A 13,663-nucleotide genomic window follows, 5' to 3' on the forward strand; every position below is an offset into this window, starting at 1 on the left:
TAGTTATAAATTAGACGCGTTCGATGACTTTATCGATGAGTCCGTATTCGGCTGCTTCCTTGGCACTCATGAAGTTATCGCGATCCGTATCTTTCTCGATACGCTCGAATGATTGTCCAGTGCGCTCAGCTAGGATCGTGTTCAGGTTATCTCTCATTTTCAAAATACGCTTCGCGCGAATCTCGATGTCAGAGGCTTGACCTTCTGCGCCGCCAAGTGGTTGGTGAATCATGACTTCGCTGTTCGGAAGCGCGTAACGCTTGCCTTTGGCACCAGCTGTGAGCAAGAATGCGCCCATTGAGGCAGCCATACCTACGCAGATCGTGGATACGTCTGGTTTGATGAACTGCATCGTGTCGTAGATCGCCATACCGGCTGTGATAGAGCCGCCTGGGCTGTTAATGTAAAGCGAGATATCTTTATCAGGATCTTGAGCGGCCAAGAAGAGCAACTGAGCAATGATGGAATTCGCCACAACATCGTTGACACCTGTGCCTAAGAATATAATGCGGTCCTTCAGCAAGCGAGAGTAGATGTCATATCCTCTTTCACCGCGCGCGTCCTGTTCGACGACCATAGGAATAAAACTCATGAGAATGACCTCCTTGGGGTTGGGTTACCTATTATTGGGTACATACTATTTACAGTATCTACAAGTATGATAACGAAAAAACCTCCGAAGGTCAAGAAAGGTCAAACTAAACACAAAAAAATCAGCCTTAGAGCTGATTTGGCGAAGAAATCTTAACTCATTAGCTGATTGTTGGACGCGCCCGAAAGGAATCGAACCTTTATCTCAGGCTTCGGAGGCCTACGTCATATCCATTGGACCACGGGCGCATAGTATATAGTAGAAAAAGTGAAGCAAGGGTTATTATAAGACAGGTATCTGGAAAAAGCAAGATGGTAAGCCCTTTCAGCCTAAAATCACGAAAAAGTTTGAACAAACGTTGAATGTTGAGAAGAAAGTGGTTATAATAAGGGATGTAACAGCGGAACATCATATGAAATGCGGTAAGGAACTTTTTTTTCACCCGGGTGGGACATAAAATGTATGCCTGGGACAATAAACGTCCTACTTTGGATCGGGAGCGTTGGAAGTCGTCCTATGAGAGAGATTCTAGACATTCAGAAACAGCTCATGCCTGATCTTATGGACATCATGAAGAAACGCTACTCGATTCTGCAACACATCTTGGTTTCTGGCGTGGTCGGACGAAGGACGCTGGCGTCCTCACTCGATATGACGGAGCGGGTGCTGCGCGGTGAAGTCGATTTCTTGAAGGAGCTGGGGCTTCTGGAATCGGACGCAAGCGGTATGAAGATCAGTGATTCTGGTCGTCAATTGCTGGAAGATATGCAGCCGATCATTAAGATGGCCTTCGGCTTAACAGATTTGGAAGACAGTATTGCCAAAGCTTTCCGCATCTCCAATGTGATTATCGTCCCTGGGGATTCAGACACTTCCGTATTTACGAAGAAAGAGCTTGGACGTGCTGGCGCGGCCGCCTTACGTAAATATATCGCCAAAGATGATATTATCGCGGTAACCGGTGGCTCGACGATGGCGCAGATTGCCAATAACTTGGCATTATCCTCTTCGATGAAAGGGAGTTTGTTCGTCCCTGCACGAGGCGGACTTGGTGAAAGTGTGGATATGCAAGCGAACACGATTGCTTCCATTATGGCCAAGAAAACGGGCGGGAAATACAGGTTGTTGCATGTTCCTGATCATCTGGGCGAAGAGGCGTACCAATCATTGATTCAAGATCCACAGATTCAGGAAGTTGTGAACGCGGTGCGCAGTTGTCGCATTGTTGTCCATGGTATCGGAGATGCTATGGTCATGGCACGCAGACGCAAAGTAGATAGCGATACTACGGGCAGTCTGAGAGCGGATGGTGCACTTGCCGAGGCACTCGGTTATTATTTTGACCGCCAAGGAAATGTGGTTCATAAGATGCCGACCGTTGGACTTCGACTAGAAGATCTGCAGCGTGTAGAAGTTGTGATTGGTGTTGCTGGCGGGAAGAGCAAGGGTGAAGCGATCGCTTCTGTACTACGACATGGGCAAGAAGATGTATTGGTTACAGATGAAGCAGCTGCCTTAGAAATCATGAAGCATGTGCAAGAAGGAAGTTAGACATCATAACGTGTGCCCTCATCGGCTTGCGTTTTGAAATATATATCATGCATGTAAACCTAGGAGGAATTGACTATGACAACAAAAGTAGGTATTAACGGTTTCGGACGTATTGGTCGTAACGTTTTCCGCGCAGCACTTCACAACCCAGATGTACAAATCGTAGCAGTTAACGACTTGACTGACGTTAAAACATTGGCACACTTGCTTAAATATGACACGACTCACGGTAGACTAGACGCTACAGTTGAAGCTGGCGAAGGCGAATTGATCGTTAATGGTCGTTCCATCAAGGTTTTTGCTGAGCGTAACCCTGGGGATCTGCCATGGGCATCTGTAGGCGCTGAAATCGTAATCGAATCCACTGGTATTTTCACAGCGAAAGAAAAAGCAGAACTTCACTTGAAAGGTGGAGCTAAGAAAGTTATCATTTCCGCTCCTGCTTCCGACGAAGATATCACAATCGTACTTGGTGTTAACGAAGACAAATACGATCCAGCTGCACACACAATCATCTCCAACGCTTCTTGTACAACAAACTGTCTAGCTCCTTTCGCGAAAGTTATCAACGATAGCTTCGGAATCGTAAAAGGTATGATGACAACTGTTCACTCTTACACAAATGACCAATCCGTACTTGACGTTCCACATAAAGACCTTCGTCGTGCTCGTGCAGCAGCTGAGAACATCATTCCTTCCAGCACTGGCGCAGCTAAAGCAATCGGTCTAGTTCTTCCTGAGCTTAAAGGCAAATTAAACGGTATGGCTATGCGTGTACCTACACCTAACGTTTCCGTAACTGATTTGGTTGTTGAGCTTAAAGTTAACGTAACAGTTGACGAAGTAAACGCAGCTTTGAAAGCAGCTTCCGAAGGCCCTCTTAAAGGCATTTTGAACTACACAGAAGAGCCGCTTGTATCCAGCGACTTCAATGGTGACCCAGCTTCTTCCACAGTCGACGCTTTGTCCACAATGGTAGTTGGCGACAACATGTTGAAAGTTGTTTCCTGGTACGATAACGAGTGGGGTTACTCCAACCGCGTTGTTGACTTGGTAGCTTTCATCGCGAAAAAAGGTCTGTAATTTCATAATTCATCCATTGGAAAACCACATGAAGGGGAGAAGAGATTCTCCTCTTTATGTGCGATTTACCCCATAAAAGGATAGAACCGGAAGAAAACCATACATGTTCAGGAGGCTTTTACGATGAATAAGAAAAGTGTTCGCGATGTTGAAGTAGCTGGTAAAAGAGTATTTGTTCGCGTTGATTTCAACGTGCCTGTAGAAAACGGTCAAATCACAGACGATACACGTATCAGAGAAACACTTCCTACAATTAAATTCTTAGTTGAGCAAGGCGCTAAAGTTATTCTTGCAGCTCACTTTGGTCGTCCAAACGGTCAAGTCGTGGAAGAATTGCGCTTAACACCAGTTGCTGCAAAATTGGCTGAGCTTCTTGGTCAAAACGTGATCAAAGCGGATCAATCCGTAGGTGAAATCGTGAAAGCACAAGTCGAAGCGCTTGAAAATGGCGACGTTCTCCTGCTTGAAAACGTTCGTTTCAACGAAGGTGAAGAGAAGAATGATCCAGAACTTGCAAAAGCTTTCGCTGACCTAGCTGATTTGTTCGTAAATGATGCTTTCGGTGCAGCTCACCGTGCGCATGCTTCCACTTCAGGTATCGCAGCTTACATCCCAGCGGTTTCCGGTCTTTTGATGGAGAAAGAGCTTGATGTTCTTGGTAAAGCACTGAACAACCCAGAGCGTCCGTTCACAGCGATCGTTGGCGGATCCAAAGTTAAAGATAAAATTGCGGTGATTGAAAACCTTCTGAACATTGCAGATAACGTCCTTATCGGTGGCGGTCTGTCCTATACATTCTTGAAAGCACAAGGCTATGAAATCGGTAAATCACTTCTTGATAACTCCAAACTTGATCTTGCGCTTAGCTTTATTGCAAAAGCAAAAGAAAAAGGCGTTAATTTCCTTCTTCCAGTGGATATCGTTGTTACAGATAAATTCAGCGCAGATGCGAACACGCAAATCGTTGATATCGACAGCATTCCTGCTGATTGGGAAGGCATTGACATCGGACCGAAAACACGTGAGCTGTATGCAGACGTTATCGCGAAATCCAAGCTAGTTGTTTGGAACGGACCAATGGGCGTATTCGAAATCGAGCCTTTCTCCCACGGGACACGTGCAGTCGCACAAGCTTGTGCAACTTCTGAAGGTTATACAGTTATTGGTGGCGGCGATTCCGCTGCAGCAACTGAGAAATTCCACTTGGCTGAGCAAATGAACCACATGTCCACAGGTGGCGGCGCTTCCTTGGAATTCATGGAAGGTAAAGCATTGCCAGGCGTAGTAGCACTTAACGACAAATAAGAAATTATTTTCTCATAAAAAGGAGCCGAACCATGAGCAGAACACCGATTATCGCGGGTAACTGGAAAATGTTCAAAACTGTTTCCGAAGCTATTAGCTTCGTGAACGAAGTGAAAGGAAGCACAGTAGAAGGCGTGGAGAGCGTAATTTGTTCCCCTTTCACAAACCTTCCTGCGCTTGTTGAAGCTACAAAAGGTACAAACGTTCATGTTGGCGCACAAAACCTTCACTTTGAAGATAACGGCGCATTCACTGGTGAAATCAGCGGCGTGATGCTGAAAGATCTTGGCGTTGAGTATGTGATCATCGGTCACTCCGAGCGTAGAGCTTACTTCGCTGAGTCCGACGAAATCGTGAACAAGAAAGTCGTTGCGGCTTTCAAACACGGCTTGAAACCAATTCTTTGCGTAGGCGAGAAGTTGGAAGAGCGCGAAGCAGGTCAAACGAAAGATGTTTGTAAAGTGCAAACAGAAGCAGCTTTTGCTGGTCTGAGCGCAGAGCAAGCAGCACAAGTCGTTATCGCATACGAGCCAATCTGGGCAATCGGTACGGGTAAATCTTCAACAGCTGAAGATGCACAAGACGTGATCGGTTACATCCGTACATTGGTAAGCGGTCTTTACGGCGCAGCAGTTGCTGATGTTGTTCGTATCCAATACGGCGGCAGCGTGAAGCCAAACAACATCGCTGAGTACATGGCACAGCCTGACATCGACGGCGCACTTGTAGGTGGAGCGAGCTTAGAGTCCGCTTCCTACATCCAACTCGTCCAGGGGGCGAAGTAACATGTCCAGACCGAAACCGGTAGCACTCATCATTCTCGATGGCTTCGGACTTCGTTCGGAAGAGCAGGGGAATGCGGTTGCTCATGCCAAAAAGCCGAACTACGACCGTTACTGGTCCACGTTCCCTCATACTACCCTCACTGCTTGCGGTGAGGCTGTAGGTTTGCCAGAAGGCCAGATGGGGAATTCTGAAGTAGGACACTTGAATATCGGCGCAGGCCGTACGGTATATCAGGATCTGACGCGGATTTCGAAATCGATTCGTGATGGCGAGTTTTTCGACAACGAAACCATTCTAGGCGCAGTTCGTCATGCCAAAGAAAACGCGAAGAAGCTGCACCTGTACGGTTTGCTTTCGGACGGTGGCGTGCACAGTCACATTAAGCATTTGTTCGCCTTGCTTGATTTGTGTAAGAAAGAACAGTTCGGCGAAGTTTACATCCACGCATTCTTGGACGGCCGCGACGTGGCTCCTGATTCTGCGAAGGGGTATATGGAAGAGCTTTTGAACAAGATCGAGGAAGTCGGCGTTGGCAAAATTGCGACCGTACAAGGCCGTTATTATGCGATGGATCGCGACAAACGCTGGGAGCGTACGGAGAAATCCTACCGCGCGATGGTGTATGGCGAGGGTCCTACTTATACGGATCCGATGCAAGCGATCGCCCAATCCTATGAGAAATCCGTCTACGACGAGTTCGTGATGCCAACGGTTATCGTTGGTGACAGTGGTAAGCCGGTAGGACTTGTAGAATCAGGCGATGCTGTCATCTTCTTCAACTTCCGTCCTGACCGTGCGATCCAGCTGTCCCAAGTCTTCACGAATGAAGACTTCCGCGGCTTCGATCGTGGTCCTAAAGTAGCGAAGAATCTCTACTATGTGTGTCTGACGCTGTTCAGCGAGTCCGTAGACGGTTTCGTCGCGTACAAACCGAAGGATCTGGATAACACGCTTGGCGAGGTGTTGGCTCAGAACGGTCTGAAGCAGCTTCGTGCAGCAGAAACCGAGAAGTACCCGCACGTAACGTTCTTCTTCAGCGGCGGTCGTGATGCAGAACTACCAGGTGAAACGCGTCTTCTGATTCCTTCACCGAAGGTTGCTACATATGACTTGAAGCCGGAAATGAGCGCTTACGAATTAGCGGATGCGGTTGTGAAGGAAGTTGAAGCTGAGAAGCATGACGTGATCATCTTGAACTTCGCGAACCCTGACATGGTAGGTCACTCTGGCTTGCTTGAACCGACGGTGAAAGCGATCGAGGCGACAGACGATTGTCTTGGTAAAGTTGTTGAGGCGATTCTTGCTAAAGGCGGCGTAGTCTGCATCACAGCGGATCACGGAAACGCGGATGTTGTTACGAATGCAGATGGTTCACGCAACACAGCACATACAACGAATCCTGTGCCTTTTATTGTGACGGACAAATCTGTTACACTAAGAGATGGCGGTATTCTGGCAGATATAGCACCAACGATGCTAGATTTCTTAGGATTGAATCAACCACAGCAAATGACTGGGGTCACAATTCTAAACAAATAATTTATATTATTGAAGGAGTGTTTTATCACAATGACAATTATTTCTGATGTTTACGCACGCGAAGTATTGGATTCCCGCGGTAACCCAACAGTTGAAGTCGAAGTATACCTTGAGTCCGGCGCATTCGGCCGTGCTATCGTCCCTTCAGGCGCTTCCACGGGCGCATACGAGGCTGTTGAGCTTCGTGATGGTGACAAAGGTCGTTACCTTGGTAAAGGCGTTCTGAAAGCTGTTGAGAACGTAAATGAAATCATCGCTCCAGAAATCATTGGTCTAGACGCTCTTGATCAAGTTGGCATCGACAACAAAATGATCGAGCTTGACGGTACACCTAACAAAGCGAAATTGGGAGCTAACGCAATTCTAGCTGTTTCCATGGCTGTTGCTCGCGCAGCTGCTGACGCTTTGGACGTGCCATTGTACGTTTACCTTGGTGGATTCAATGCCAAAACGCTTCCAGTTCCAATGATGAACATCATCAACGGTGGGGCACATGCCGACAACAACGTTGACGTTCAAGAGTTCATGGTTCTTCCAGTAGGCGCGCCTACTTTCAAAGAAGCTCTTCGCATCGGCGCTGAGATTTTCCATAGCTTGAAATCCGTATTGAAAGAAAAAGGTCTTAACACAGCTGTTGGCGACGAAGGCGGATTCGCTCCTAACTTCAAATCCAATGAAGAAGCAATCACGACAATCCTTACAGCTATCGAAAAAGCTGGTTTCACACCAGGTGTTGACGTATTCTTGGGTATGGACGTTGCTTCCACAGAGTTCTACAAAGACGGCAAATACCACTTGGAAGGCGAAGGCAAATCCTTCACATCCGCTGAGTGGGTTGACTTCTTGGCTGCTTGGGTTGATAAATACCCAATCATCACAGTTGAAGACGGCTGCTCCGAGGATGACTGGGAAGGTTGGAAATTGCTTACTGAGAAAGTGGGCAGCAAAGTTCAACTGGTTGGTGACGATTTGTTCGTTACGAACACTGAGCGTCTTTCCACAGGTATCGAGCAAGATATCGCAAACTCCATCTTGGTTAAAGTTAACCAAATCGGTACGCTTACTGAGACTTTCGATGCAATCGAAATGGCAAAACGCGCTGGTTACACAGCAGTTATCTCCCACCGTTCCGGTGAGAGCGAAGACAGCACAATCGCTGACATCGCTGTTGCTACAAACGCTGGTCAAATCAAAACAGGTGCTCCGTCCCGTACGGACCGCGTAGCGAAATACAACCAACTTCTTCGCATCGAAGACGAGTTGTTCACAGTTGCTCAATACGCTGGTAAAAAAGCATTCTACAACTTGAGAAACTTCAAGTAATCAGATTCGTATGTAAATATAAGGCGGGCAGGTGGCTTACACCTGCCCGTTTTGGCGTATAATGGGAGTGAAGTCGTCAGATAAGCAGGGAGGTTACGCTTTTGAGCAACTGGGTAAAAACGATCCTATTCCTGATAGGTTCCGCGGTGCTCACGCACTGGATTCCTTCCTCATTCTTTCGGAACTTGGATACGATGGTACACGAGTTCGGCCATGCCGTCGCAACGCTTGCGCTATCCGGCAAGGTTATGTACATCGAGCTGTACAGAGACCACAGCGGTGTCACCTACTCGTCCATGACCAAGTCATGGGCTGTCATCCCAGTCTCGCTGGCGGGTTATATGACCGCCTCGTTGTTTGCCTGGTTTTTGTTCTCGGCTTACGCCAAGGGCAAGCAGCGGCTAGGGCTGCAAGTGATGACGGCGCTGTCTGCACTGTCACTGGTGCTGTTCGTTAGGAATAGCTTCGGCGTTACGTTCCTGCTTGGCTTTATACTTATGACAGTGCTAGCGTTGGCGCTCGCCCCGAAGTGGCTGCGCGATTTCTACTATTTGCTGCTGGCGTTCTTGTGCTTGGAGGAGTCGGTGTTCGGCCCTGGGTCACTGATCGTATATGCGATGCAAAACAGTCGGAGTGCTGGTGATGCAAGTAACCTGGCCAACTACACGGGGATACCCGCTATTGCATGGGCGATCTTGTTTACGGTATTCGCACTGTGGTGTGCGAAGCAAGCGGTGAGTGCCTTCTTGGGGCGGAAAAAAGGAGCGCAGCGCTCTACTAGATCTACCGCGATGTCATATAGGGATTAGGTCGCAATCTAACATAAGCGGCAGCTTGGACTGAGTAACAGAAGTCCTGAGCTGCCGCTGTTTTGCATCGTGAGTACATTAATTAGACATTATTGTTTGGCCTGCGATGGACCGGAGGATAAACGCGTACTAATAGACGTAGCAATGGGGTAAATCAGCAGAGGAAATAAAACATAAAAATAGGGATCCCACCAAACGCGGATATCGAGTATTTCTTTTCGCTTTAGGACAAGCGTTAGGATATAAAAAACAGTTGTTAGCAGACAAAGCTTGATCCATCCATACTTCCATCGAAGCTTAACCGCTATGATGACGATGAGGGTTCCGAAAACATAATAAATGGATGCTAAGGCGGTTGTATCGTGAGCCGGATCGTTAAACCAACCAGGGTGATAGAATCGGTTCTGGAACACCATGATCGGAATGATATGAAGGGTCCCGAGGAATGGAGCCGTGCACATAAAAAGAAGTAGGGAGTGAAACCATCCTTTAAGGGGCTTTAATAAGTAAGGGTATACACGTTTGGCAACTAGAAAGTAAAATGGAAGTCCCAGGGACGTAAATTCAATTCGCCACCAGAATAGCGTATAGATGTGGAGCTTGATGAACAGCCATTCTACACCTGCAAAGAAGCCAATAAAGGCGAATATCCAAAACCACCCTAATTGAAACGTTGTTAAGAAGGTTGCTACGACAGGGATAGCTAACAAATTAGAGGTCAGCGCTCCCATATTGCTATCATAGAAAGCGTAGTTTTTGAGTATTTTAGGGTAATACTGATAACTGCCTAAATAAATATAAATGACAGTCTCAATCATATATGCGATTTGTACCATGATCAGAAAAAGAAAAAAACTTCGGACTTTATTTTTTATGAAGCAAATATATACAAGCAGTGTTAAGCTGATCAGGCTCAAGCCTATATACCAATAGGAGTTATGACTCAAGATAATATGCTCCTTCTCAATACAAGGGATTTATTAGATTAAGGGTATTATTCCTACTTGTGCAGAAAGATATGAGAGGCTAAGTAAATCAAGAAGAGGTCCTAGCACCACATGAGCAGTTGTTGTAATCGTGGACAAACTATGTTAAAATACTCATGCTAGTTGTATAAGGCAAAGAATCGGCAATTGGGGTGCTAATATGTTAATCTTTATGAAAATTTTGTTAATCATAGCTTCGGTTGGATTAATCGCGATTGTTCTTTTACAAAAAGGGAAAAGCGCAGGCTTGTCCGGTGCCATTTCCGGTGGCGCAGAACACTTATTTGGTAAACAAAAAGCTCGTGGTTTGGAACTATTTTTGTCCCGTGCAACAATGGGCCTTGCTGCTGCATTCTTTATTCTTTCTATTGTCGTAGCATACGTAGTGAAAAGCTAACACACATAAAACGATAACAGCAGGAGAACTATACTCCTGCTGTTTTTTCATTTTAAGCGTAGATAAAGGATAGACGGATTGGTATGGGCATGTGTTGGAGAAACTAATCTCCATCAATGCGGAGTCACGTGCGTATACCAAAACGCCGATTCGGTGTGTGAGCAAGGTAGAAGTAGGATAAGAAAGGCGTTTATCCTTTCCTTGGAAATGGCATACTATGGAGTAAGGGAAACGGATACGGATACGGCGAATGAGAGCTAGGCTCAACAACAACAAGAAGGTGAAGAGAACATGATAAAAGAGAATGAAATAATGAGTTTGATGCAAGAAGAGGCCTATAAGCCTATGTCCTATAAAGAGCTTGAGAAGCATTTTGGCGTTGGAAGTGCGAATGAGTTTAAGGATTTTATTAAATTGCTCAATCAATTAGAAGAAAGCGGACATATCGTAAGGAGCCCCAATGATCGTTATGGCGTTCCGGAACGGATGAATTTGGTTAAAGGCAAGCTGCAGGCCCATGCGAAGGGTTTTGCATTCTTAATTCCTGAGGACCGCGAGCACCCGGATGTCTATATTAATGCTCACGATCTGAATACCGCGATGAACGGTGATATCGTCTTCGTGAAAGTTACATCGCGCAGTCAAGGCGGCGGTCGTCTGGAGGGGGAAGTTGTACGTGTAATTACACGTGCGAACTCGCAAATCGTTGGGGTATTTCAAAGCCAAGATACGTATGCCTTCGTCATTGCAGATGATAAGCGGGTAACAAGAGATATTTTCATCCCGCAGCATGCTTTTATGGGAGCAGTCTCTGGACAGAAGGTTGTTGTGAAAATCGTAAATTATCCCGAGGGACGGTCTGCGGCGGAAGGTGAAGTGATTGAGATTCTAGGTCATAAGGATGATCCAGGTGTGGATATCTTGGCGATTATCCGTCAACATCAATTACCGGAAGCATTCCAGCCTGAAGTACTGGCAGAAGCAGATGCCGCACCCGATTCGATTACGGAAGAAGAAATCATCGGTCAAGGCCGACGCGATCTTCGTGCGAAAACCATTGTGACCATCGACGGTGAAGATGCCAAGGATTTGGACGATGCCGTGAATGTGGAGCTACTGGACAATGGGAACGTTCGACTTGGCGTGCATATTGCCGATGTGAGCTATTATGTGCGGGAAGGCACGGCGCTTGATATTGAGGCTTATAATCGTGGTTGTTCGGTGTATTTGACCGATCGTGTAATTCCAATGCTGCCGCACCGTTTATCGAATGGGATTTGTTCCTTGAACCCGCAAGTTGACCGACTGACCATGTCTTGTGAAATGGAATTTGACCAAGATTTGAAAGTCGTTAATCATGAGATTTTCACCAGTGTCATCAAAACAAAAGAACGCATGACCTATACGAATGTACGCAAGCTGCTGACAGGTGAGGCAGAGCCGGAAATCGCGGAGAAATATGCGTATTTAATGGAAGACTTCAAACGCATGGAAGAGCTGGCAGCTAGACTGCGTTCCAGACGGATGAAGCGTGGCGCGATTGATTTTGACTTTGAAGAGTCCAAAATTCTTGTCGATGCGGATGGGAAACCAACTGATATTGTCAAAAGAGAGCGCTCCGTCGCTGAGATGATGATCGAAGAGTTCATGCTAGCCGCCAATGAGACGGTTGCTGAGCATTTTACATGGTTGAAAGTGCCGTTCCTGTATCGGGTGCATGAGGATCCAGATTCCGAGAAGTTGATGAATTTCATGGAGTTCGTAACAACCTTCGGCTATGCGATGCGCGGCGGTAAAGGCGGGGCGATTCATGCGCGTTCCTTGCAGGCATTATTAGAAGATATCAAAGGAACGCCGGAAGAAGGCGTGATTAGTAAAGTCATGCTGCGCTCGATGAAGCAGGCGAAATATGATGCGCAGAGTTTGGGGCATTTTGGCTTAGCCGCGGAGTTTTATTCCCATTTCACATCGCCGATTCGTCGTTACCCGGATTTGGTTATTCATCGTGTTATTCGTGAAGTATTGGAGAACGGTGGAACGCTTCCGGATCAACGTCATGATTATTTGGCTTCGCGTATGAATGATATTGCCCAGCAGTCTTCCGAGCGTGAGCGCGTTGCTGTCGATGCAGAACGTGATACAGAAGCTTTGAAGAAAGCGCAGTATATGCTAGATAAAGTCGGTGAAGAGTTCGAGGGGATTATCTCGAGCGTGACGGGCTTCGGCATGTTCATTGAATTGGACAACACGGTTGAGGGTTTAATTCGTCTGAGCGATTTGACTGACGATTATTACAATCATCACGAGAAGCAGCATGCATTGATTGGTGAGCGCACCTCCAAAATTTATCGACTTGGGGACAGCATCAAAGTGCGTGTTGCCCGCGTGAGTATGGAAGATCATACGATTGATTTCGAATTGTTGGATATGAAACCACGCAAAGAGGGCGGATTTAGCCGCGGCGGCGGTGGTGGAAGCAAGTTCAAGGGCTCAGGTGGATTTAAAGGTTTCCGTGGTGGAAAAGATAAGGGCGGCAGACCTGATAAGGGTAAAGGCGGAACGAACGGCAGACCTGAGAAAGGCAAAGGCGGGTACAAAGGCAAGGGTGGATTTGCCAAAACCCAACCTGTGGCTGGTCAAGGCGACGGCACGCAAGGGACTGGAGATAGAGGGAAAAAAGGAAGTCGTGCCGATCATGCTGCTGCCAGACGCATTGAAATGGCTGCTCGCCGAAAAGCTGAGGCTACTGGTGGGGGAGAAGCATCACTGGGGGCAGAGGCTAACCCTACAGCGGGGCGTAAAAGATCTAGAGGTAGAGGGCCGAACGGTAACGGTGCCAATGCTGGTGGAGATGGCAAAGCGGAGAACATTGCAGGCATTGGCACAGGAGAAGGGCAAGGGCAAGGTGGGTCCTTCCAAGGCCATGCATCCCATCAAGGGAAATCGCGCCGTGGCAAGGGTGGCAGTAAGCCTTGGAGCGACAAGAGCGCTAAAGGCGGCAAGATTGGCGAAGGCGGCAGCTTGCGCCAGCGCTTGCAGTCCGTCGGCGCAGGGCGGACGGATAGTGGTGTTGGCCAGGGCGGCGAGCGTGGCCGTGGGGTTTCGCTTGGGGGCGAAGCCCAAGCGGGCGGTGGCGGTGGCGCTGCTGCGGAGCGCAGCGGCATGGATTGGGCGAGCGGCGTGAACGCGCTCGCCAAGGGCGGTCGTCGCCGGAGCGACGACGGCGATGGTAGCAAGAAGCGGCGGAGATAGTCGCCGGTTCTTGCTTTTCGGGTGGGATCTTGCTACAATA

General features: G+C 47.6%; 11 protein-coding genes and 1 tRNA gene. 9 read left to right on the forward strand and 3 right to left on the reverse strand.

The features are described 5' to 3' along the window. Positions 1–10: 10 nt before the first annotated feature. Together clpP and AC58PV_RS32455 are read right to left on the reverse strand one after the other, a co-directional pair. A complete protein-coding gene (clpP, locus tag AC58PV_RS32450) occupies positions 11–592 on the reverse strand; it encodes an ATP-dependent Clp endopeptidase proteolytic subunit ClpP (RefSeq protein WP_497257838.1) in 582 nt (193 codons plus the stop codon). Between the two features lie 176 nt (positions 593–768). Next, positions 769–840, reverse strand: a tRNA-Arg gene (locus tag AC58PV_RS32455). 268 nt (positions 841–1,108) lie between these two features. Here AC58PV_RS32455 and AC58PV_RS32460 point away from each other — a divergent pair. From AC58PV_RS32460 to AC58PV_RS32490, 7 genes are all read left to right on the forward strand, one after another. After that, the gene (locus AC58PV_RS32460) at positions 1,109–2,143 is read left to right on the forward strand and encodes a sugar-binding transcriptional regulator (RefSeq protein ID WP_497437120.1); all 1,035 of its coding nucleotides are present in this window, start codon (positions 1,109–1,111) and stop codon (positions 2,141–2,143) included. A gap of 75 nt (positions 2,144–2,218) precedes the next feature. Beyond that, positions 2,219–3,226: a type I glyceraldehyde-3-phosphate dehydrogenase gene (gene gap / locus AC58PV_RS32465; RefSeq protein WP_497437122.1), complete on the forward strand. Its 1,008-nt coding sequence runs from the start codon at positions 2,219–2,221 to the stop codon at positions 3,224–3,226. A 123-nt stretch (positions 3,227–3,349) separates the two neighbouring features. Further along, positions 3,350–4,531, forward strand: coding sequence for a phosphoglycerate kinase (locus AC58PV_RS32470; RefSeq protein WP_497437123.1), 1,182 nt, complete (start codon positions 3,350–3,352; stop codon positions 4,529–4,531). Between the two features lie 32 nt (positions 4,532–4,563). Further along, complete coding sequence (gene tpiA, locus AC58PV_RS32475; RefSeq protein ID WP_497437124.1) at positions 4,564–5,316, forward strand: triose-phosphate isomerase; 753 nt, start codon at positions 4,564–4,566, stop codon at positions 5,314–5,316. A gap of 1 nt (position 5,317) precedes the next feature. Next, positions 5,318–6,856: a 2,3-bisphosphoglycerate-independent phosphoglycerate mutase gene (gene gpmI / locus AC58PV_RS32480; RefSeq protein ID WP_497437125.1), complete on the forward strand. Its 1,539-nt coding sequence runs from the start codon at positions 5,318–5,320 to the stop codon at positions 6,854–6,856. 30 nt (positions 6,857–6,886) lie between these two features. Beyond that, a complete protein-coding gene (gene eno, locus AC58PV_RS32485; RefSeq protein ID WP_497437127.1) occupies positions 6,887–8,179 on the forward strand; it encodes a phosphopyruvate hydratase in 1,293 nt (430 codons plus the stop codon). 101 nt (positions 8,180–8,280) lie between these two features. Beyond that, positions 8,281–8,988 (forward strand): M50 family metallopeptidase, encoded by a 708-nt coding sequence (locus AC58PV_RS32490; RefSeq protein ID WP_497437128.1) that lies wholly within the window; start codon positions 8,281–8,283, stop codon positions 8,986–8,988. Between the two features lie 89 nt (positions 8,989–9,077). Here AC58PV_RS32490 and AC58PV_RS32495 read toward each other — a convergent pair whose 3' ends face one another. Next, positions 9,078–9,935, reverse strand: coding sequence for a hypothetical protein (locus AC58PV_RS32495; RefSeq protein WP_497437129.1), 858 nt, complete (start codon positions 9,933–9,935; stop codon positions 9,078–9,080). Positions 9,936–10,134: 199 nt separating this feature from the next. Here AC58PV_RS32495 and secG point away from each other — a divergent pair, with 199 nt between their 5' ends. Together secG and rnr are read left to right on the forward strand one after the other, a co-directional pair. Continuing rightward, positions 10,135–10,371: a preprotein translocase subunit SecG gene (secG, locus tag AC58PV_RS32500; RefSeq protein WP_056611230.1), complete on the forward strand. Its 237-nt coding sequence runs from the start codon at positions 10,135–10,137 to the stop codon at positions 10,369–10,371. A 291-nt stretch (positions 10,372–10,662) separates the two neighbouring features. Beyond that, positions 10,663–13,623: a ribonuclease R gene (rnr, locus tag AC58PV_RS32505; RefSeq protein WP_497437131.1), complete on the forward strand. Its 2,961-nt coding sequence runs from the start codon at positions 10,663–10,665 to the stop codon at positions 13,621–13,623. The last annotated feature ends 40 nt before the right edge of the window (positions 13,624–13,663 follow it).

Source organism: Paenibacillus sp. J22FR83 (genome assembly GCF_059691955.1).